We start from the raw sequence: 20,035 nt of genomic DNA, 5'->3' as shown, positions 1-20,035 counted from the left end.
CGAGTGGCACAATTGCCAACATGTGCAAGGATCCGGCCATGGTCCTGCCGCACCGCGTGGTCGTCCTCGCGATCCCGCCCGTGATCGGCTACGACCTCACGATCCCGCCGCAGGTGCTCGGCGAGGCGCGCGACGACGACGGCCGGCCGCTCTACGACGTCCAGGTCGTGTCGGTCGACGACCGGCCGGTCGCCACGAGCAAGGGCTACGCGATCGCCCCGTCGGCCGGCATCGGGGCGCTGGCCACCGCGCAGACGGTGGTCGTGCCGGGCACGATGATCCACGGTCCGCGCCACGACGGCACCCTCCCCGACGAGCTGCGCGCCGCGCTCGCGACAGTGCCGGCCGACGCGCGATGGGTCTCGATCTGCACGGGCGCCTTCGTCCTTGCCGCCGCCGGGATCCTCGACGGGCACCGCGCCACGACGCACTGGAAGTACGCCGACGACTTCCGCCGGCTGCACCCCACCGTGGCGGTCGACGAGGACGTCCTCTTCACCGACGACGGCCGCGTGCTGACGTCCGCCGGGCTGAGCGCCGGGATCGACCTCTGCCTCCACCTCGTCCGCACCGACCACGGAGCGAGCGTCGCCAACGCGGTCGCCCGCCACATGGTCGTGCCGCCGTGGCGCGACGGCGGCCAGGCGCAGTTCATCGAGCGGCACGTGCCGCGGCGCACCGACGAGACGACCAGCGACGTACGCGCGTGGGCGCAGGCCAACCTCCACCGCCCGCTCGACGTCACGACGCTCGCGAAGAGGTCGTCGATGAGCGTGCGGACCTTCACCCGGCGCTTCCGCGAGGAGACCGGCCAGTCCCCCGGCGCGTGGGTCACCCAGCAGCGGATCCGCCACGCGCAGCACCTGCTCGAGGCCACCGACCTGCCCGTCGACCAGGTCGCGGCCCGGGCTGGGATGGGCACGGCCGCCTCCCTGCGCCAGCACCTCCGGACCAGCGTCGGCGTCTCGCCGTCGGCGTACCGGCGCACGTTCCGCGGCGCGCCGTCGTCGGCGTAGTCCAGTGGGCTCTTGCTGCCACCGGGGGGTAGTCCAGTGAGTTCTTGCTGCCGTTCGGGCCGCCTGACGACAGAAGCCCACTGGACTACCCCGCGACGCCGGCGGTGACCTCCCACCGGCTGTCGGACCCCCGCTCCATGCTGGGTCCATGGACACCTTCCCCCTGCTCCTCACCCTGGCGCTGGTCCTCGCCGTCGGCCTCGGCCTCGGCGCCGTCATCGGCGTGCTGTGGTCGCGCAGCCGCCCGGAGGACGACGTCGCGGTGGCCGCGCTCCAGCAGCGGGTCGCCGACCACGCCGTCGTCCGTGAGGGGCTCGAGCGCCTGCAGGACCAGCTGAGCGACCTGTCCCACGACCGCGCGGCGTGGCAGGCCCAGCTCCACCAGCAGGTCGCCGACGTCCGGCTCTCGACCGACACGCTGCGCCGCGAGACCACCACGCTGGCCGCCGCGCTCCGCAAGCCGCAGGTGCGCGGGCAGTGGGGCGAGATGCACCTGCGGCGCACGGTCGAGCTCGCCGGGCTGGTGGATCACTGCGACTTCACCGAGCAGGTCCGCCTCGACGACGGCCGGCTGCGCCCCGACCTGGTCGTCTCGCTCGCGGGTGGGCGGACCATCGCGGTCGATGCCAAGGCTCCTCTGGCGGCGTTCCTCGACCTGACCAGCGCGGACGACCCCGACGAGCACGACCAGGCGCTGGCCCGCCTGGGCGAGCACGTCCGCAAGCACGTCGCCGACCTCGGCTCGCGCCGCTACTGGGAGGCCCTGTCCGGGACGCCCGAGTTCGTCGTGCTCTTCCTCCCAGGCGAGGCGATCCTCCAGGCGGCGCTGCAGGCGGTCCCCGACCTGGTCGAGCAGGCTGCCGCGAAGAACGTCGTGCTGGCGACCCCGTCCACGCTCATCGCCCTGCTGCGCACCGTGGCGCAGGGCTGGCAGCACGAGCTGCTCAGCGCGCAGGCCCAGGAGGTCCAGCGACTCGGGCAGGAGCTGCACGCGCGGCTCGGGTCGATGGCGGGCCACCTCGACCGGGTGGGCCGTTCGCTGGGCGCCAGCGTGGCGGCGTACAACCAGGCGATGGGCTCGCTCGAGGGTCGGGTCCTGGTGTCAGCGCGCCGCTTCGCCGACCTCGGGGTCACGTCCGAGCAGCTCGAGGCGCCCCGGCAGGTCGAGGCCGTGCCGCGCTCGCCCGCTGCGCCGGAGCTCACCGTGCTCGACGGGGTGCCCACAGCCCTCGGCGACCCGACGCTCGACGAGCTGCTCGCGGACCAGGGAGCGCCCGACGCCGTGGACCACACGGCGCGCCGCGTGGAGGGGGCGTGAGGTGCGCCCTAGGTTGAGCGTCGTGGACCAGGCCGGAGCGTTCTGGGAGGCCGGGCGCGAGCCCGGTCGACAGGTGGTCGCGCTCGGCGTCGCCGTCGCCCTCACCGCGGTCAGCATCGACGTGCTGCTCGCCGGCCGGCTGACCCTGTTCTTCGACCTGTGCTTCATGGCGCTGTGCCTCGGCCTCGCGGCCCTCGTGCGCCGGCGCGACTTCTACCTGGTCGCCCTCCTGCCGCCGCTGCTGATGACTGCGGTCTTCACCTTCGTCGCCGCGGTCGCCCGCGATGTCGTCGCCGATCCCGCCGACAGCCTCGTGCAGGCGGTGGTCTCGGGCGTGGCCACCCACGCCGTCGCACTGTCCCTCGGCTACGCCCTCTGCCTCGGATGGTTGGTCTGGCGGCTCCACCGCGAGGGCGAGGACGACATCGCGACCGAGCTCAGCCGCGAGCTCTCGCGGCCTGCCTGACGGGGCTCACTCCTCGAAGCGCGACACGTCGCCCGCCCCGTGGCGTACGACGACGGGCTGGGCCTCGGACCAGTCGATCACCGTGGTCGGCTCGGCGGTCACCTCGCCGGACTCCACGACGATGTCGACGACGTGGTCGAGGTCCTCCTTGATCTCCCACCCCATCGTCCGCGCCTCGGTCTCACCGGGCAGGATCAGGGTGCTGGTGAGGATCGGCTCGCCGAGCTCCTCGAGCAGTGCGCACACGAGCCTGTGATCGGGGATCCGGACGCCGACCGTGCGCTTCTTCGGGTGCATCAGCCGCTTCGGGACCTCGCCGGTGGCGGGGAGGATGAAGGTGTACGGGCCGGGCGTCGCGGCCTTGATCGCGCGGAACGCGTAGTTCTCCACGTGCACGAACTGCCCGAGCTGGGCGAAGTCCTTGCACATCAGCGTGAAGTGGTGCCGGTCGTCGAGCTCGCGGATCCTGAGGATCCGGTCGCGGCCCTCCCGGTTGCCGAGCTGGGCGCCGAGCGCGTAGCCGGAGTCGGTCGGGTAGGCGATCAGCTCGTCGTTGCGCAGCGCCTCGACGACCTGGGTGACGAGCCGCGGCTGCGGGTTGTCGGGATGGATGTCGACGAAGCGGGCCATCGCGATCGTCAGGCCCTCTGTGCGGCGCGCAGGTCGCGGCGCAGCTCGGGCGGGAGGGCGAAGATCAGCGACTCCTCGGCGGAGTGCACGGCCTTCGCGTCGGGGTAGCCGCGCTCGGCGAGGAACGCCAGCACCCCCTCGACGAGGTCCTCGGGCACCGACGCACCCGACGTCACCGAGACGGTGTCGACCCCCTCGAGCCAGGCCTCGTCGATCTCGGTGTGGTCGTCGACGAGGTACGACGCCTTGGCGCCCGCCTCGAGGGCCACCTCGACCAGGCGGACCGAGTTGGAGGAGTTGCGCGAGCCCACCACGATCACGAGGTCGGCGTCCTGCGAGATCTCCTTGATCGCCAGCTGCCGGTTCTGGGTGGCGTAGCAGATGTCGTCGCTGGGCGGGTCGAGCAGCAGCGGGAACTTCTCCCGGATCGCCGCGACCGTCTCGAGGGTCTCGTCGACGCTCAGGGTGGTCTGCGAGAGCCAGGCGACCTTCGCGGGGTCGCGCACCTCGATGTGGGCCACGTCGGCAGGGCTCTCCACGAGCTGGATGTGGTCGGGCGCCTCGCCCGCCGTGCCCTCGACCTCCTCGTGACCGGCGTGGCCGATCAGGAGGATGTCGTAGTCGTCGCTCGCGAAGCGCTTCGCCTCGTGGTGGACCTTGGTGACCAGCGGGCAGGTCGCGTCGATGGTCTTGAGCCCGCGGTCGGCGGCCTGGGCGTGGACCACCGGCGAGACGCCGTGCGCGGAGAAGACGACGGTCTGGCCCTCGGGGACCTCGTCGAGCTCCTCGACGAAGATGGCGCCGCGCGACTCGAGGTTCGCCACGACGTGCTTGTTGTGGACGATCTGCTTGCGGACGTAGACCGGGGCGCCGTAGAGGTCGAGCGCCTTCTCGACGGTGATCACGGCCCGGTCGACCCCAGCGCAGTAACCCCGGGGGGCCGCGAGGAGGACGTTCTTGGCGGTCTCGGGGTCGAGGACCGGGGGCAGGCCGAGGTCTGTCATGCCCCTCATTCTACGGGCGTGTCCGCGGCCTCCCCTATCCTCGCGGCGTGCCCTCCCTCCGCGACGCCACGGCCGAGCAACCGGCCCCGGTGCGCGCGGTCGCCAATGCCGTCTCGCAGTGGATCGACCGGCTCGGCGGCGTCTGGGTCGAGGGCCAGATCGCGCAGGTCAATCGCCGTCCGGGCGTGCAGACGGTCTTCATGACGCTCCGCGACACGGTGGCCGACATCTCGGTGACCCTGACCTGCGCACGCTCGCTCGTCGACTCGATGAACCCGCCCCTCGTGGAGGGCGCCAGCGTGGTCGTCCACGCACGGCCCAGCTTCTACGCCAACCGCGGGTCGTTCTCGCTGGCCGCGCGCGAGATCCGGATGGTCGGGCTGGGCGAGCTGCTGGCGCGGCTCGAGCGTCGTCGTCAGCTGCTGGCCGCCGAGGGCCTGTTCGCGCCCGAGCTCAAGCGCGACCTCCCCTTCCTGCCCGGACGCGTCGGCCTGGTGACCGCGCCCAACAGCGCTGCCGAGCGCGACGTCCTGGAGAACGCCCGCCGCCGCTGGCCGGCCGTGGAGTTCGAGGTGGCCTACGCCGCGATGCAGGGCACCCGATCGGCGGCCGAGGTGATGGAGGCCCTCGACCGGCTCGAGCGCAACGTCGACGTCGACGTCATCGTCGTCGCGCGCGGAGGCGGCTCGATCGAGGACCTCCTCCCCTTCTCGGACGAGGCACTCATCCGGGCCGTGCACGCGATGCGCACGCCGGTGGTCTCCGCCATCGGTCACGAGCCCGACCAGCCGCTGCTCGACCTCGTCGCCGACGTCCGCGCCTCGACCCCGACCGACGCCGCGAAGCTCGTGGTGCCGGACATGGCCGAGGAGGCGCACGGCGTCACCTGGGCGCGCGACCGCCTGCGCCAGGTGATCACCCAGCGCATCGCGCGCGAGCAGGAGTGGCTGACGCAGGTCCGGTCCCGACCGGCGATGGCCGACCCGCGCAACCTGCTCGTCGCGCGCTCCGACGAGCTCGACGAGCTGCTGGCGCGCGCCCGTCGTACGCTCTCGCACCGGCTCGACCGTGCGGCCGACGACATCGGCCACCAGCGAGCCCGCGCCCAGGCGCTGTCGCCGCTCGCCACCCTGCAGCGGGGGTACGCCGTCCTGCAGGACGCCGACGGGCACGTCGTCACCTCCGTCGCGCAGGCAGCCGTCGGCGCCGCGGTGTCCGTCCGGGTCGCCGACGGCCGGATCCACGCCACCACCGACACGATCGAACAAGCCACCCTGGTCGAGGAGGACCCCGATGCCTGATGCACCCGCGAAGCAGCCGACCTACGAGGGGGCCCGCGAGGAGCTCATCGAGGTGGTCCGCACCCTCGAGGCCGGCGGCACGACCCTCGAGGAGTCGCTCGCGCTCTGGGAGCGCGGCGAGGCGCTCGCCAAGATCTGCCAGGAATGGCTCGACGGCGCCCGCAAGCGCCTCGACGAGGCCATCGGCCCCGACGCCGACTGACGTCTCCGCTGGTCGAGGAGGGACGAAGTCCCGTCACGAGATCCGCTCAGGCCACAGGGCGCGCCAGCCGACGGGTTTCGACACGGACGCTGCGCGACCTCCTCAACCAGTGGTGGCGGGCGAGGTGGTGAGCAGGCCGATGAAGGCCTCGATGTCGGCGACCGGGGCCGAGCCGTAGACCAGCACGGCCTCGTCACCGACCTCGGTCGAGAAGCCGTGGTCGCCGCCGGAGTCCGACCAGGTCTGCCAGGTGTCGGTGACCTCGGACGGCACGGTGGCGTCGTCGCCGGCGTCGGCCTTCTCGTCGACGTACGTCTCGACGAGCGAGTCCACGGACGTGTCCTGCTGGCGAATCCCGACGAAGTCGCCGTCGTCGGTGAGCACGCCGAGACCCCACCGCGGGTCGTCGCTCGCGTTGAGCTCGACGCTCGTGGCGATCCACCCGGCCGGCAGCTCGCGCGGCCGGACGACCTGCAGCCCGGCCTGGTCCGCGAGGGTGACGGTCTCCTGCCAGTCGACCGGCACCGGGGTGTCGTCGGTGTCGGTGCGGAACAGCCCGCGCCACGTCACGAACGCCACCACGAAGAGCACGGTCACGATGAGGGCGCCGGCCATGCCGCCGAACGAGCGGTTGTACCTGCTCGGCTGTCCCTGCCCACTCACGCCGGCCATCCTCCCAGCCGCCCCCAGCCGCTGTAACGCCGGGTTAGGAGCTGTACCCCCTACGGAGCACGGGGGTGGGTAGAGCACCTAACCCGGCGTTACAGCGCAGCAGGCGGACGGCGGCTGACACCGCGGGTGCGGGCGGTCGGAGGCCAAATGGCCGCAGATGCGGCATACTGCCACCGTGATCACGTACCGAATCGCGGAAGCCGCGGAGATCCTGGCGGTCAGCGACGACACCGTACGGCGCTGGGTGGACACGGGCCGGATCCCGAGCCAGCGCACCGAGGGCCGGGCGACCGTCGCGGGGCCCGACCTCGCGGACTTCGCCGAGCACCTCGTGGAGTCGGGCGAGCTGGCCGAGCGCGACCGCACCCGGGCCAGCACGGTGAGCGCCCGCAACCGGATGAGCGGCATCGTCACCCGGGTCAAGCGCGACACCGTGATGGCGCAGGTCGAGATGATCTGCGGCCCCTACCGGGTCGTGTCGCTGATGAGCAGCGACGCCGCGGACGAGCTCGGCCTCGAGCCCGGCGTCCGCGCCATCGCCAGCGTCAAGTCCACCAACGTCGTGGTGGAGGTCCCGAAGTGAAGCACCGTCTCGCCGCGGCAGCCCTCGCGCTCGTCCTCCCCCTCGCCGCCTGCGGAGGAGGTGACGAGGGGCCGGCCGACGACCGGGGCGAGCTCACCGTGCTCGCCGCCGCGTCGCTGACCGACGTCTTCCAGCAGCTGGCGACGCCGTTCGAGGAGGAGCAGGACGCGAAGGTCACCTTCTCGTTCGGCTCCAGCACCGACCTCGCCGAGCAGGCCGCCGACGGCGCCCCCGGTGACGTCCTGGCCACGGCCGACCAGACGTCGATGGGCCTCGCGGAGGACGCCGGCGTCACGGGCGACGTCCAGACGTTCGCCACCAACGTGCTCACGATCGTCGTACCGAAGGGCAACCCCGCCGGCATCGAGTCGCTCGACGACCTCCAGGGTGCGACCTGGGTGCGCTGCGCCGACGAGGTGCCGTGCGGCAAGGTCGCCCTGGCCGTCCTCGACGACAACGGCATCAGCGCGGAGCCCGCCAGCCTCGAGGAGGACGTCCGCGCCACCCTCGACAAGGTCATCTCGGGGGAGGCCGACGCCGGCCTCGTCTACGCCACCGACGCCGTCGCCGCCGGTGACGACGTGGTGGCCATCGAGATCCCGGGCGCCGAGGAGGACCTGACGTCCTACTACGTCGCGGCGCTCGACCAGTCGGAGGACTCCGGCCTTGCAGCAGACTGGGTCGCGTGGGTGACGTCGGACGAGGGCCAGGCCATCCTCAAGGACGCCGGCTTCGGCAGCCCGTGAGGGACAGGCAGTGAAGGACAGGCTCGGCAGGCCGCCCGCGCTGCTGATGGTGCCGGCGGCCCTCGCCGCGCTCCTCCTGCTCGTCCCGCCGGTCGCGATGGTCGCCAGCACCAGCTGGTCACAGCTGCCGGAGCACCTCACGTCCCGCGTCGCGCTCGACGCGCTCCGGCTCTCGCTCGTCACCTCGACCGTCGCGATCGTCTTCTGCCTGGTCCTCGGACTGCCGCTCGCCTGGCTGCTCGCCCGCGTCGACTTCCGCGGCCGCGGCGCGTTGCGGGCACTGGTCACGGTCCCCCTCGTCCTGCCGCCCGTGGTCGCGGGCGTCGCCCTGCGCAGCGCCTTCGGCCGGACCGGGCTCGTCGGCGAGCCGCTCCTCGCCTGGACCGGCTTCGCCTTCCCCTTCACGACGTACGGCGTCGTGCTGGCGCACGTCTTCGTCTCGATGCCGTTCGTGGTGATCGCCATCGAGGGCGCCCTGCGCTCGGCGGACCCGAGGTACGACGACGCTGCCGCGACGCTCGGCGCGACCCGCTGGACCACCTTCCGCCGGGTCACCGTGCCGCTCGCGCTCCCCGGCGTGGTCGCCGGGACCGTCCTCGGCTGGGCCCGCTCGCTCGGCGAGTTCGGCGCGACGATCACCTTCAACGGCAACTACCCCGGCACGACGCAGACGATGCCCACGCTCATCTACGTCACCCGCCAGGCCGACCAGGACGCCGCGCTGTCGCTCAGCCTCGTCATGCTCGTCGTCTCGATCGGCGTCCTCGTGGCGCTGCGCGACCACTGGCTCGGTACGCCGTGATGCGCCGGCTGGTGGCGGACCTCCACGTCGCCGACCGGGTGCGCGCCGCCTTCACGGTCGAGCCGGGCGAGGTGCTCGCCGTGATCGGGCCCAACGGCGCCGGCAAGAGCAGCCTGCTGCACGCGCTCGCCGGCCTCGTCGACGTCGACGGGACGGCGCACCTCGGCGGCACCGACCTGCTCGCGGTCCCGGTTCGCGAGCGCCGGGTCGGGCTCGTCTTCCAGGGCCAGCTGCTCTTCCCGCACCTCACCGCCCTCGACAACGTCGCCTTCGGCCGCCGCGCACGGGGTGAGGACCGCCGGGCCGCCGAGGCCGTCGCGCGCGACTGGCTGGAGCGGTTCGGCATCAGCGACCTCGCTGACCGCAAGCCGCATGAGTTGTCCGGCGGCCAGGCCCAGCGCGTCGCGATCGCCCGCTCGCTCGCCACCGACCCGGACGTGCTCCTGCTCGACGAGCCCTTCACCGGTCTCGACGTCTCGGTCCAGGTGGCGCTGCGCATCGAGCTCGGCCGCCACCTGCGCGACTTCCCCGGCATCGCGCTGCTGGTGACCCACGACGCGATCGACGCACTGACCCTGGCCGACCGCGTGCTCGTCCTCGACGACGGTCGGGTGGCCCAGGTCGGGCCACCCGCCGAGGTCGCGGCCGAGCCCCGCACGGCCCACGTCGCCCGCCTCGTCGGGCTCAACCTCGTTCCCCAGGGCGGTGAGCTGATCTCCTTCACGCCGGACGCGGTGACGGTGTCGCTGTCCGAGCCGGAGGGCTCGTCGCGGCTGCGCTGGCACGGCCCGATCGCGACCCTCGCGCCGCACGGCGACGCCGTACGACTGCTGGTGCACGCCTCCCCCGACCTGCTCGCCGACGTGACCCCCGCCGCCGCCACCGAGCTCGAGCTGGTGCCCGGACGGGAGGTCTGGTTGTCCGCCAAGGCGACGGCTGTCAGCCGGTACGGCGCCCGCGACACCGGCCGATAACGTGTGCGCCATGAGCGCCGACCTCGCCCCGCAGCCCGAACGCAACCTCGCCCTCGAGCTGGTGCGGGTGACCGAGGCGGCGGCCATGGCAGCGGGTCGCTGGGTCGGCCGCGGCGACAAGAACGACGCGGACGGCGTCGCGGTCGAGGCGATGCGCTACATGATCTCCACCGTCGAGATGCGCGGCACCGTCGTGATCGGCGAGGGCGAGAAGGACAACGCCCCGATGCTCTTCAACGGCGAGCAGGTCGGCGACGGCACCGGCCCGGAGTGCGACGTGGCGGTCGATCCGATCGACGGCACGACGCTGACCGCGAAGGGCATGAGCAACGCCATCTCGGTCCTCGCCGTCTCGCCGCGTGGCTCGATGTACGACCCCAGCGCGGTCTTCTACATGGACAAGCTCGCCACCGGTCCCGAGGCCGCCGACGAGGTCGACATCCGCCTGCCGGTGAAGGAGAACATCGCCCGGGTCGCCAAGGCCAAGGGCCTGGGCGTCCACGACGTCACCGTCGTGCTGCTCGACCGGCCGCGCCACGCCCAGCTCGTCGAGGACATCCGCGAGACCGGCGCGCGGATCAAGTACATCACCGACGGCGACGTGGCCGGCGCGATCATGGCCGCCCGCCCGGACACCGGTGTCGACCTCATGCTCGGCGTCGGCGGCACTCCCGAGGGCATCATCACCGCCTGCGCGATGAAGTGCCTCGGCGGCACGATCCAGGGCCAGCTCTGGCCGCAGGACGACGACGAGCGCCAGCGCGCCCTCGACGCCGGCCACGACCTCGACCCGGACGTCGTGCTGGCGACCGACGACCTGGTCACCGGCGACGACGCGTTCTTCGTGGCGACCGGGATCACCGACGGCGAGCTGATGCGGGGCGTGCGCTACCGCGGCAACGGCGTGACGACCCACTCGCTCGTGATGCGCTCGCGCAGCGGCACGGTCCGCTCGATCACCGCGGAGCACCAGCTGTCGAAGCTACGCGCTCTCTCCACGATCGACTTCGACAACTGACCCGGCCGCCGGGCGCAGCGCGGCCGACACCGCCGCGATGACGGCGGGGTCGAACGCCATCCCCACGTGCGACGAGCGCACCTCGACCGCGATCGCGACCGGGTCGATGCAGGCGCGCCAGTCGACGATGCCGTCGCGGCGGGAGTAGATCGCGGTGAAGTCCACGTCCGCGGGCAGGTCGGCGCGCGCCTGCGCGAAGCTCTCCTGCGCGCACAGCCCGGCCACGCAGTCCTCCGCCATGAGGTTGCGCAGTCCGGCGCGGTTGAGGCGCACCAGGAGGTCGACGCTGCGCGCCAGCGAGGTGTGGTGCGCACCCGGCGCGAGCATCGGGCTGCCCATGGTGACGATCCCGGCCACGAGGTCGGGACGTCGAGCCGCGACGCCCCGGGCGAGCATCCCGCCGAGACTGTGGCCGACGATCCGCACCCGCGAACCGCGGCGCTGGGTGATCTCCTCGAGCCGCTCCTCGAGCTGGGCGGCCGCGGCGAGGGTGCAGCCCACGTTGGCGCGGATGTCCGCGCGGTAGGTGCGGAAGCCCTGCTGGCGCAGCGTCCTGCTCATCGGGCCGAGCGAGGAGTCGCCGGCCATGAAGCCGGGGACGAGCAGGACCGGCTCCGTCACCCGCACGGGCAGGGCGCCATAGGGCGTACGACGTCTCGCTCCGCGCGCACCGAGGGCCTGGACGGCGTACCGACCGGCTTCGGTGAGGACCGAACCCTCGCGCAGGACGGCCGCCAGGGAAGGCTGGGAGAAGCCCTCCGGCGTGAGGAACGCCGCCATCGTGCGCTGGGTCACAATGGCTGAACCTAGCCCAGAACCCCCATTCGTAAAGGGACATCCCCCACTTTCGGGTGCACTGGGGACGGACCGTCGTGTTCACTGGAGCCATGCCCACCCGCCGCGACAGCACTGCAGCACCCGTCGTCGCCGACGAGCTCGTCGCGCCCGTCGGCACCGGGGTCGAGCTCTACTACCAGACCTTCGGCGACCCGTCCGACGAGCCGCTGGTGCTCGTGATGGGCCTCGGTGGACCCATGAACTGGTGGGACACCGAGCTGTGCGTGATGCTCGCGGAGGCGGGCTTCTACGTCGTGCGCTACGACAACCGCGACACCGGTCGCTCCACCCGGATCCCGGGTCGGGTCAAGCGCAGCCACCTCGTGCGGGCCTTCGGCGGCGCGAAGGTGCGGGCGCCGTACTCCATGTCCGACCTCGCCGACGACGCCGTCGCGCTGATGGACCACCTCGGCCTCGAGTCCGCGCACCTCGCCGGCATCTCGATGGGCGGCATGATCGCGCAGACTGTCGCGATCGAGCACCCGAAGCGCGTGCGGTCGTTGACGAGCATCATGTCGACGACCGGGAAGCGGTCGGTGGGGTGGCAGGACCCGCGCCTCATCCCAGCGCTCCTCGCCCCGCGCAAGCCCGGCCGCGAGTCGTACGTCTCCACCAGCGTCGCCTTCTGGGACGTCATCGGTTCGCCGGGCTACCCCGCCGACCGTGAGCGCCTCACCGCCCGCGCCGGCGAGACCTTCGACCGCGGCTACAGCGCCAGCGGCGTGATGCGCCACATGATGGCCGTCCTGCAGCAGCCCGACCGCACCCACCGCCTGCGCAGCCTGCGCATCCCCGCGCTGGTCGTTCACGGGCTGAACGACAAGATGGTGCACGTCAGCGGCGGCCGCTCCACCGCCGCCGCCATCCCCGGCGCCGAGCTCGTCCTGGTCGACGGGATGGGCCACGACCTGCCCCCCGCCCTCTTCGAGACCCTCGTCGAGGCGATCTCCCGCACCGCCGACCGCGCATAGCCGTTGGTCGAGGAAGGCGCACTGGCGCCTGTCACGAGACCGACGCCTTCGGGACAAGGGTTTCGAGACGGTCGCTGCGCGACCTCATCAACCAGCAAGGGAGCGGGCGCCGGCCTCGGCGGTCGCGGTGAAGAGGGACGGCTCGCCGAAGCCGGCGTCGGCGAACGCCCGGCGTACGGCGTCCCCGCCCGCGTCGACGTCGTCCTCGGGCAGCAGGCCGATGACGCAGCCGCCGAAACCTCCACCGGTCATCCGGGCGCCGAGGGCGCCGGCCGACAGCAGCGCGTCGACGGCGGTGTCCACCTCGGGGACGGTGATCCGGAAGTCGTCGCGCATCGAGGCGTGGGAGGCGGTCAGCGCCTGGCCGATGTCGGGGAGCCGGCCCTCGTCGAGCAGGCGCGTGACCGCGAGGACCCGCTCGTCCTCGGTCACCACGTGGCGCACGTAGCGGCGCAGCTCCTCGGAGTCCAGCCGGCCCAGCGCAGAAGACAGGTCCGGGCCGCCGACGTCGCGCAGCGCCGGCACGCCCAGGACCCGCGCGGCCTCCTCGCAGCCGCGCCGGCGCGCGCCGTACTCACCGTCGGAGTGCCGGTGCGGGGCCTTCGTGTCGGCGACGAGGACGGACAGGCCGTGGCCGGCGAGGTCCAGGGGGACGGCGCGCGTGTCGTGGCTGCGCATGTCGCACAGCAGGACGTGGCCCGCCTCGCCGCGCAGGCTGATCAGCTGGTCCATCCCGCCGGTCGGCGCGCCCACGGCGTCGTTCTCCACGTCGCGGGTCAGGGCGAACACCTCGTCGTCGTCGAGCCCGAGACCGAGGTGGTCGTCCACGGCCCGGACGACCGAGCAGACGAGGGCGGCCGACGACGACAGGCCTGCTCCCGTGGGCACGTCGGAGTCGACCGTGATCTCCAGCGGAGGTACGTCGACGCCGCGGTCGGTGAGCAGCCAGAGTGCGCCGAGCACGTAGCGGGTCCACTCGGGCACGTCCTCCGCGTCGCTGAGCCCCGAGCGTCGTACGACGACCGGCTCGGGCTCCTGCGCCGACCGGACGGTCCACTCGGAGTCAGCGTCGGCAACCGTCGCGGCGCAACCGACACCGAGCGCGAAGGGCAGCACGAAGCCGTCGTTGTAGTCGGTGTGCTCGCCGATCAGGTTGATGCGTCCAGGCGCGAACCAGCTCGTCACGTCGGGTGGGTCCTCTCGGAGTTCGCGGGGGTGAGACGCGTTTGCCAAACCCTAGCGGCCTCCACTAGACCAGTGGCCTAGGTCACAGAGGAGGAGAGCGCATGGCATCCCGATCATCGACCGGGTCTCCGCGCCCCCGCCCCCGACGCGCGGCAGGATCGGTGGCCGCGCTGGCGCTCGCCAGCAGCCTCCTGGCCGCGTGTGGTGGGGACGGCGGCAAGCCGGAGCTCGTCTGGTACATCAACCCCGACAGCGGCGGCCAGGCCGCGATCGCGAAGGACTGCTCGACCGACGAGTACACGATCACGACGCAGGTCCTGCCGCAGGACGCCGGGCAGCAGCGCATCCAGCTCGCGCGGCGCCTCGCGGCCAAGGACCCGTCCATCGACCTCATGTCGATCGACCCGCCGTTCACCGCCGAGTTCGCCGACGCCGGCTTCCTCGCCGAGGTCCCGCAGGACGCCAAGGCCAAGCTCGAGGAGCAGGGCACCTTCAAGGGAGCGATGGATGCGGCGACGTGGAAGGACAAGCTGGTCGTCTTCCCGTTCTGGTCCAACACGCAGGTCCTCTGGTACCGCAAGTCGTTCGTCGACAAGGCCGGCATCGACATGTCGCAACCGGTGACCTGGGACCAGATCATCGACGCGGCCGACGAGAACGACGCCAAGATCGGCGTGCAGGCCAACAAGTACGAGGGCTACGTCGTGTGGATCAACGCCCTCGTCGAGGGCGCGGGCGGCCACATCCTGGAGGACGCCGGCGAGGGCGTCGACGCGAAGATCACCCTCGGCGACGAGGCCGGGCAGGACGCCGCGGCCATCATCGAGAAGCTCGCCACCTCCGAGGCCGCACCCGCGGACCTCAGCGTCTCCAACGAGGGCACGGCGGGCTCGACGTTCGGCTCCGACCAGGGCTCGTTCCTCGTCAACTGGACCTACATCTGGCACAACTACGACGACACCGCGCCGGACGTCGCCAAGGACATCGGCTACGCCCGCTACCCGCAGACCGTGGAGGGTGAGGAGTCGCGGCCCCCCTACGGCGGCATCGGCATCGGGGTCAGCGAGTTCTCCGACGAGAAGGACCTCGCCCTCGAGGCCGCGCAGTGCCTGGTGAGCCCCGAGAGCCAGGGCGTCAACGCGGAGATCACCGGCAACATGCCGGCCAGCACGAAGGGCTACGAGTACCCGAAGCTCGAGGACCAGTACCCCGCCGACCTCCTGGAGCTCTTCCAGGCGAGCGTCGACGCGGCCGCCCCGCGCACGGTGACTCCGTACTGGAGCGACGTGTCGGGGGCCATCCAGAACATCTGGCACCCGCCGCGGGCCGTCGACAAGGACACGCCCGAGCGGTCGACCGTCTTCATCGAGGACGTGCTGAAGGGAGGTGACCTGCTGTGACCGCGACCATGGCACCCGAGAAGGACGTCACGAAGGCGGCCAAGCGGGCGGCGAGCGACCGCGCCCAGGCCGAGAACCGGCTCGGGCTCAAGCTCGTCGCACCGGCGGTGGTCCTGATGCTCCTGGTGACGGCGTGGCCGATGATCCAGGCGCTCTACCTCTCGCTCTTCCGCTACCGGCTCACCGCACCGGACGACCGGGCGTTCGTGGGGATCGACAACTACCTGACGATCCTCAGCGACGACCAGTTCTGGAAGAGCACGCTCACGACGCTGCTCATCATGGTGGTGACGGTGGCGGTCGAGCTCGTCATCGGGTTCGCGTTCGCGATGGTGATGCACCGCATCGTCTTCGCACGCGGCCTGATGCGCACCTCGATCCTCATCCCCTACGGGATCATCACCGTGGTCTCGGCGTTCGCGTGGCAGTTCGCCTTCTCGCTCAACAACGGCTTCGTGAACTCGTGGTTCAACTGGCTGCCGTTCATCGCCGACGACACCAACTGGTTCGGCGACTACCCGCACGCGATGTTCGCGATCATGGTCTCGGAGATCTGGAAGACCACGCCGTTCATGGCGCTGCTCCTGCTGGCCGGACTGGCGCAGGTCAGCGAGGACATGCTCGAGGCCGCCAAGGTCGACGGCGCCACGTGGACGCAGCGGCTGACCAAGGTGATCCTCCCCAACATGCGGGCGGCGATCATGGTCGCGGTTCTCTTCCGCGCGCTCGACGCCTACCGGATCTTCGACAACATCTTCGTGATGACCAAGGGCGCCGAGGGGACGCAGTCGATCTCCTTCCTCACCTACCGGCAGGTGATCGAGCAGATGCAGCTCGGGCTCGGCTCGGCCATGTCGGTGCTGCTGTTCCTGTCGGTCCTGCTGCTGGCGTGGCTGATCGTCAAGCTGTTCCGGGTCGACCTGGCGCAGGCGAGGGGTGAGGGCTGATGGCGAAGCAGAGCGGAAAGAACCAGGTCGGCACCTGGATCGGGTTCGTCCTGATCATGCTGTGGTGCCTGTTCCCGGTGGCGTGGATCATCTCGCTGTCGTTCAAGTCCGAGGGCGAGACGGGCGCGGGCAGCGCGCAGTTCCTGCCCAAGGAGCCGACGTTCGACAACTACAAGGCGATCATCGACAACCCCGACTTCACGCGGGCGCTGATCAACTCCTTCGGCATCTCGCTGATCGCGACGGTGCTGTCGGTGATCTTCGCGACCCTGGCGGCCTACGCCATCGCCCGGCTGGAGTTCAGGGGCAAGCGCCTCGTGCTCTCGCTGGCGCTCGCGATCGCGATGTTCCCCGTCGTGGCGCTCGTCGGGCCGCTCTTCGACATGTGGACGACGTTCGGGCTGTTCAACACCTGGCCCGGGCTGATCATCCCCTACATGTCGTTCACGCTGCCGCTGGCGATCTGGACCCTGTCCGCCTTCTTCCGCGAGATCCCGTGGGAGATGGAGCAGGCCGCCCAGGTCGACGGTGCCACGTCGTGGCAGGCCTTCCGCAAGGTCATCGTCCCGCTCGCCGCACCCGGCGTGTTCACCGCGGCGATCCTGACCTTCTTCTTCGCGTGGAACGAGTTCGTGCTCGCGATCTCGCTGACCTCCACGACGTCCTCGCGGACGGTGCCGGCGCAGATGTCGTTCTTCGTCGGACCCGACCCGTTCAACCCGCCGTACGCGCAGCTCGCGACGGCGTCGGTCATCGTCACGTTGCCGGTGATCGTCATCGTCCTGCTGTTCCAGCGCAAGATCGTCGCCGGTCTCACCTCCGGCGCAGTGAAGGGGTGATCAGCACATGGCTGCCATCGAGATGAAGAACATCGTCAAGCAGTACGGCGACGGCTTCCCCGCCGTCAACGACGTGAGCATCGACGTGGAGGACGGCGAGTTCCTCATCCTCGTCGGGCCGTCGGGGTGCGGCAAGTCGACGCTGCTGCGGATGATCGTCGGCCTGGAGGACATCACCGACGGTGACATGGTCATCGGCGGCAAGCGGGTCAACGACCTCGCCCCGCGCGACCGGAACCTGTCGATGGTGTTCCAGAACTACGCGCTCTACCCGCACCTGACGGTCTACGAGAACATCGCCTTCCCGCTGCGCCTGCAGAACGCGTCGGACTCCGAGGTCGACGAGAAGGTGCGGGAGGCGTCGAAGACGCTGGAGCTCGACGAGCACCTCGAGCGCAAGCCCGGCAACCTGTCCGGTGGCCAGCGCCAGCGGGTCGCGATGGGTCGCGCGATCGTCCGTGACGCGGAGGCGTTCCTCTTCGACGAGCCGCTGTCCAACCTCGACGCGAAGCTCCGCGGCCAGATGCGCACGGAGATCTCGCGGCTGCAGAAGCGCCTGGGCATCACCACGGTCTACGTGACCCACGACCAGACCGAGGCGATGACGCTCGGCGACCGCGTCGCCGTGCTCAAGCGCGGGGTGCTCCAGCAGCACGCGACTCCTCGCGAGCTCTACGAGAACCCCGCCAACCTGTTCGTCGCGGGCTTCATCGGCTCGCCGCCGATGAACTTCCTGCCGGCGACGGTCACGGGCAACCAGGTCGAGCTGCCGTTCGGCACGGTCACGATCCCCGAGGAGAAGGCCGCCAAGGCCCAGGGCAAGGGGCTGCTGATCGCCGGCATCCGTCCCGACCACTTCGAGGACGCCTCGGTCATGGACTCCGACAAGGTCACCGACGAGGCGACCTTCTCGGCCACCGTCGACGTCGTCGAGTGGCTCGGCAACGAGGCCTACGCCTACATCCCCTTCGAGGCGCCGCCGGAGGTGCAGGAGCAGCTCCAGCAGCTCGAGCGCGACCTCGACGGCGAGTCGCTGCGCACGCAGCTGGTCGTCTCCCTCGACGGCGCGAGCCGCATCAAGGAGGGCGACGAGGCGACGATCTGGGTCGACGCCCGCAAGATCCACCTCTTCGACCCGTCCACCGGCGAGAACCTCACGATGGACGCCGACCACGCCGGCATCGTGCCCGGCGGCAACGCGATGGCGAAGGCCGAGGAGGTCGGCAAGGAGCAGGACGACGTCAAGCCGGAGGCCAGCGCGACCTGACGCAGGCGAGGCTCAGCCGCCGTCGTGCAACCACGCGGCGGCGTACGGCTCCAGCGGGACCGCCCCCTCGTGCAGCGAGGGAGCGGTCCCGCTGATCGCGTCGCGGAGCCCGTCGGTGTGCAGCCCGAGCCAGTGCAGGACGTCGGCGTCGACCCAGGCCCGCTCCCCCGTGACGTTGTGGGCCGCGAGCAGCGGCCCCGACGGGTGGCGCCGCACCACGAGCAGCACGCCGGGGTCACGCGGGTCCCACACCTCGGTGGGGGTCGCCGCGTGCAGGTGGGGCAGCGACCGTCGTACGGCGAGCAGGTGCCGCAGGCCGGCCGTGATGCGGTGCGGGTCCCGGCCCTGCTCGACCGTGGGCCACGGCATCCGGGGCCGGTGCACCCAGCGGTTGTCCGCGGCGTGCGCCGGGTCGTCCGCCCAGTGCGGGTCGTTGAGGAGGCCGAGCTCGTCGCCCATCCAGATCACCGGCAGGCCGCCGAAGGACAGGACCACCGCGTGCGCCAGCAGGATCCGCGCGACCGACTGCGGGTCCCCGGCCTCCAGCCCGGCCAGCGAGGCCAGCGAGCCGGAGATCCGCCGGTCGCCGGTCTGCTCGTTGTGCTGGAACACCAGGCCGCGCGCCCACGAGCCCGGGAAGGACCCGGAGTACCAGTCGGACAGGAAGCGGCGGTGCGCCGACGGGTCGGTGCCGACCGCCCAGGCGTCCTCGTCGGCGATCGCCCACCCGATGTCGTCGTGGCACCGGACGTAGGTCACCCATGCCGTGGTCGGCGGCGGTTGCGGGATCCCCTGGAGCGCGTGCGTCGCCAGCCGGACGTCGCCGGAGGCGAGCATCGACCAGACCTGCACCATCAGCCCGTTGTGGTAGGCGAGGTCGCTCACCTTGCCGGCGTGCTCGCCGACGCCGAGGTAGGCCGGCAGGTCGGCCGGGCCGACGATCGCCTCCGCCTTGAAGTGCACCGCGGGCGCCGCGATCCGGGCGACGGTGCGCAGCGCGCGCGTCAGCTCGTGCACCTCGGGCTCGTTCTGGCAGTCCGTGCCGAGCCGCTTCCAGATGAAGGCGATCGCGTCGAGGCGGAACACCTCCACGCCGAGGTTCGCCAGCGCGAGGATGATGTCGGCGTACTCGCACAGCACGGCGGGGTTCGACCAGTCGACGTCCCACTGGTAGTCGTTGAACGTCGTCCACACCCACCCGTCGAGCTCGTCGTCCCAGGTGAAGTTGCCGGGCGCGAAGTCGGGGAAGACCTCAGGCAGCGTCGCCTCGTAGGCGTCGGGCACCTCGCGGTCGGGAAAGACGTGGAAGTAGCCGCGCTTGTCCTCGTCGCCCGCGCGGGCGGCCTCCGCCCACGCGTGCTCGCGTGCGACGTGGTTGAGCACCAGGTCGAGGCAGAGGCTGATCCCCTCGCCGCGCAGCGTGGTGGCGAGGTCGCGCAGGTCGTGGGTGTCGCCCAGGTCGGGGCGCACGGAGCGGTAGTCCGCGACCGCGTAGCCGCCGTCGTTGGGTGCGGGCCGCGGCGTCAGCAGCGGCATCAGGTGGAGGTAGCCGACCCCGAGGTCGCGGAGGTACGGCACCCGGTCCTCGACGCCGCGCAGCGTGCTGGCGAACCGGTCGGCGTACGCCGCGTAGCCGAGCATGCCGGGCCGCTGGAACCAGTCGGGCTCGGCCAGCCGACGCTCGTCGAGCGCGCGGAGCTCGTCGGGCCGTACGTCGTGGGCGGCGCGCCCGATCGTGAGCAGCCGGTCGGCCACGGCCGGCGCGGCCTCGGCGCCGTACACCCGCTCGAGCGTGCGGAGCAGGTCGGGCGCCAGCTGCTGCAGCCTGCCCTCAAAGCCGGCGTCGGTCCGCGTCAC

21 protein-coding genes are annotated in these 20,035 nt (G+C 71.7%); 15 read left to right on the top strand and 6 right to left on the bottom strand.

What is annotated here, in order from left to right:
- Positions 1-38: 38 nt before the first annotated feature.
- From L2K70_RS03465 to L2K70_RS03455, 3 genes are all read left to right on the top strand, one after another.
- Complete coding sequence (locus L2K70_RS03465; protein WP_236399037.1) at positions 39-1,016, top strand: GlxA family transcriptional regulator; 978 nt, start codon at positions 39-41, stop codon at positions 1,014-1,016.
- A gap of 148 nt (positions 1,017-1,164) precedes the next feature.
- Positions 1,165-2,334 carry a DNA recombination protein RmuC gene (locus L2K70_RS03460; protein WP_236399034.1) on the top strand — a complete coding sequence of 390 codons (1,170 nt, stop codon included), beginning with the start codon at positions 1,165-1,167 and terminating at the stop codon, positions 2,332-2,334.
- A gap of 22 nt (positions 2,335-2,356) precedes the next feature.
- Complete coding sequence (locus L2K70_RS03455) at positions 2,357-2,800, top strand: DUF6542 domain-containing protein (RefSeq protein ID WP_236399031.1); 444 nt, start codon at positions 2,357-2,359, stop codon at positions 2,798-2,800.
- A 6-nt stretch (positions 2,801-2,806) separates the two neighbouring features.
- Here L2K70_RS03455 and L2K70_RS03450 read toward each other — a convergent pair whose 3' ends face one another.
- Both L2K70_RS03450 and L2K70_RS03445 read right to left on the bottom strand, forming a co-directional pair.
- Entirely contained in the window at positions 2,807-3,430 is a 624-nt protein-coding gene (locus tag L2K70_RS03450) for an L-threonylcarbamoyladenylate synthase (protein WP_236399028.1), read from the bottom strand.
- Between the two features lie 8 nt (positions 3,431-3,438).
- Positions 3,439-4,443, bottom strand: coding sequence for a 4-hydroxy-3-methylbut-2-enyl diphosphate reductase (locus L2K70_RS03445; RefSeq protein ID WP_236399025.1), 1,005 nt, complete (start codon positions 4,441-4,443; stop codon positions 3,439-3,441).
- A gap of 38 nt (positions 4,444-4,481) precedes the next feature.
- Here L2K70_RS03445 and xseA point away from each other — a divergent pair, with 38 nt between their 5' ends.
- Both xseA and L2K70_RS03435 read left to right on the top strand, forming a co-directional pair.
- Positions 4,482-5,735, top strand: a complete 1,254-nt coding sequence (gene xseA / locus L2K70_RS03440) for an exodeoxyribonuclease VII large subunit (RefSeq protein ID WP_236399022.1) — start codon at positions 4,482-4,484, stop codon at positions 5,733-5,735.
- On the top strand, positions 5,728-5,937 hold the full coding sequence (locus L2K70_RS03435; protein ID WP_236399018.1) for an exodeoxyribonuclease VII small subunit: 210 nt from the start codon (positions 5,728-5,730) through the stop codon (positions 5,935-5,937). The genes xseA and L2K70_RS03435 overlap by 8 nt, the downstream gene beginning before the upstream one ends.
- A 102-nt stretch (positions 5,938-6,039) precedes the next feature.
- Here L2K70_RS03435 and L2K70_RS03430 read toward each other — a convergent pair whose 3' ends face one another.
- Positions 6,040-6,600, bottom strand: a complete 561-nt coding sequence (locus L2K70_RS03430; RefSeq protein ID WP_236399016.1) for a DUF4245 family protein — start codon at positions 6,598-6,600, stop codon at positions 6,040-6,042.
- A 184-nt stretch (positions 6,601-6,784) separates the two neighbouring features.
- On the opposite strand from L2K70_RS03430, the gene L2K70_RS03425 reads away from it, so the two are divergent.
- From L2K70_RS03425 to glpX, 5 genes are read left to right on the top strand one after another with little or no spacing between them, the layout of a single operon-like run.
- On the top strand, positions 6,785-7,192 hold the full coding sequence (locus tag L2K70_RS03425; protein ID WP_236399013.1) for a TOBE domain-containing protein: 408 nt from the start codon (positions 6,785-6,787) through the stop codon (positions 7,190-7,192).
- Positions 7,189-7,938 (top strand): molybdate ABC transporter substrate-binding protein, encoded by a 750-nt coding sequence (gene modA, locus L2K70_RS03420; RefSeq protein WP_236399010.1) that lies wholly within the window; start codon positions 7,189-7,191, stop codon positions 7,936-7,938. The genes L2K70_RS03425 and modA overlap by 4 nt, the downstream gene beginning before the upstream one ends.
- Before the next feature lie 10 nt (positions 7,939-7,948).
- Complete coding sequence (locus tag L2K70_RS03415; protein WP_236399008.1) at positions 7,949-8,740, top strand: ABC transporter permease; 792 nt, start codon at positions 7,949-7,951, stop codon at positions 8,738-8,740.
- 11 nt (positions 8,741-8,751) lie between these two features.
- Positions 8,752-9,714, top strand: coding sequence for a sulfate/molybdate ABC transporter ATP-binding protein (locus tag L2K70_RS03410; RefSeq protein WP_236399005.1), 963 nt, complete (start codon positions 8,752-8,754; stop codon positions 9,712-9,714).
- A 10-nt stretch (positions 9,715-9,724) separates the two neighbouring features.
- Positions 9,725-10,732, top strand: a complete 1,008-nt coding sequence (gene glpX / locus L2K70_RS03405; protein WP_236399003.1) for a class II fructose-bisphosphatase — start codon at positions 9,725-9,727, stop codon at positions 10,730-10,732.
- On the opposite strand, the gene L2K70_RS03400 is transcribed toward glpX, so the two are convergent.
- Entirely contained in the window at positions 10,697-11,527 is an 831-nt protein-coding gene (locus tag L2K70_RS03400; RefSeq protein ID WP_236399000.1) for an alpha/beta fold hydrolase, read from the bottom strand. The two genes, glpX and L2K70_RS03400, sit on opposite strands and share 36 nt — an antisense overlap.
- A 92-nt stretch (positions 11,528-11,619) precedes the next feature.
- Here L2K70_RS03400 and L2K70_RS03395 point away from each other — a divergent pair, with 92 nt between their 5' ends.
- Entirely contained in the window at positions 11,620-12,540 is a 921-nt protein-coding gene (locus tag L2K70_RS03395; protein ID WP_236398997.1) for an alpha/beta fold hydrolase, read from the top strand.
- Positions 12,541-12,627: 87 nt separating this feature from the next.
- On the opposite strand, the gene galK is transcribed toward L2K70_RS03395, so the two are convergent.
- Complete coding sequence (gene galK / locus L2K70_RS03390; protein ID WP_236398994.1) at positions 12,628-13,725, bottom strand: galactokinase; 1,098 nt, start codon at positions 13,723-13,725, stop codon at positions 12,628-12,630.
- 101 nt (positions 13,726-13,826) lie between these two features.
- On the opposite strand from galK, the gene L2K70_RS03385 reads away from it, so the two are divergent.
- The 4 genes from L2K70_RS03385 to L2K70_RS03370 are packed head-to-tail and all read left to right on the top strand — an operon-like array spanning position 13,827 to position 18,178.
- Positions 13,827-15,125, top strand: coding sequence for an extracellular solute-binding protein (locus L2K70_RS03385; RefSeq protein WP_236398992.1), 1,299 nt, complete (start codon positions 13,827-13,829; stop codon positions 15,123-15,125).
- The gene (locus tag L2K70_RS03380) at positions 15,122-16,072 is read left to right on the top strand and encodes a carbohydrate ABC transporter permease (RefSeq protein WP_236398989.1); all 951 of its coding nucleotides are present in this window, start codon (positions 15,122-15,124) and stop codon (positions 16,070-16,072) included. Before L2K70_RS03385 ends, L2K70_RS03380 begins: the two co-directional genes overlap by 4 nt.
- Complete coding sequence (locus L2K70_RS03375) at positions 16,072-16,911, top strand: carbohydrate ABC transporter permease (protein WP_236398986.1); 840 nt, start codon at positions 16,072-16,074, stop codon at positions 16,909-16,911. The genes L2K70_RS03380 and L2K70_RS03375 overlap by 1 nt, the downstream gene beginning before the upstream one ends.
- 7 nt (positions 16,912-16,918) lie before the next feature.
- Positions 16,919-18,178 carry an ABC transporter ATP-binding protein gene (locus tag L2K70_RS03370; protein ID WP_236398983.1) on the top strand — a complete coding sequence of 420 codons (1,260 nt, stop codon included), beginning with the start codon at positions 16,919-16,921 and terminating at the stop codon, positions 18,176-18,178.
- A gap of 12 nt (positions 18,179-18,190) precedes the next feature.
- Here the strand turns inward: L2K70_RS03370 and L2K70_RS03365 are convergent, their stop codons facing one another.
- The gene (locus tag L2K70_RS03365) at positions 18,191-19,819 is read right to left on the bottom strand and encodes an alpha-amylase family protein (protein ID WP_372477471.1); all 1,629 of its coding nucleotides are present in this window, start codon (positions 19,817-19,819) and stop codon (positions 18,191-18,193) included.
- Between the last annotated feature and the right edge of the window lie 216 nt (positions 19,820-20,035).

It is taken from the genome of Nocardioides potassii (assembly GCF_021648885.1).
Classification (GTDB): Bacteria; Actinomycetota; Actinomycetes; order Propionibacteriales; family Nocardioidaceae; genus Nocardioides; species Nocardioides potassii.
Note: the sequence above shows the minus strand (reverse complement) of the source record. Positions and strands in the feature narration are given on the sequence as shown.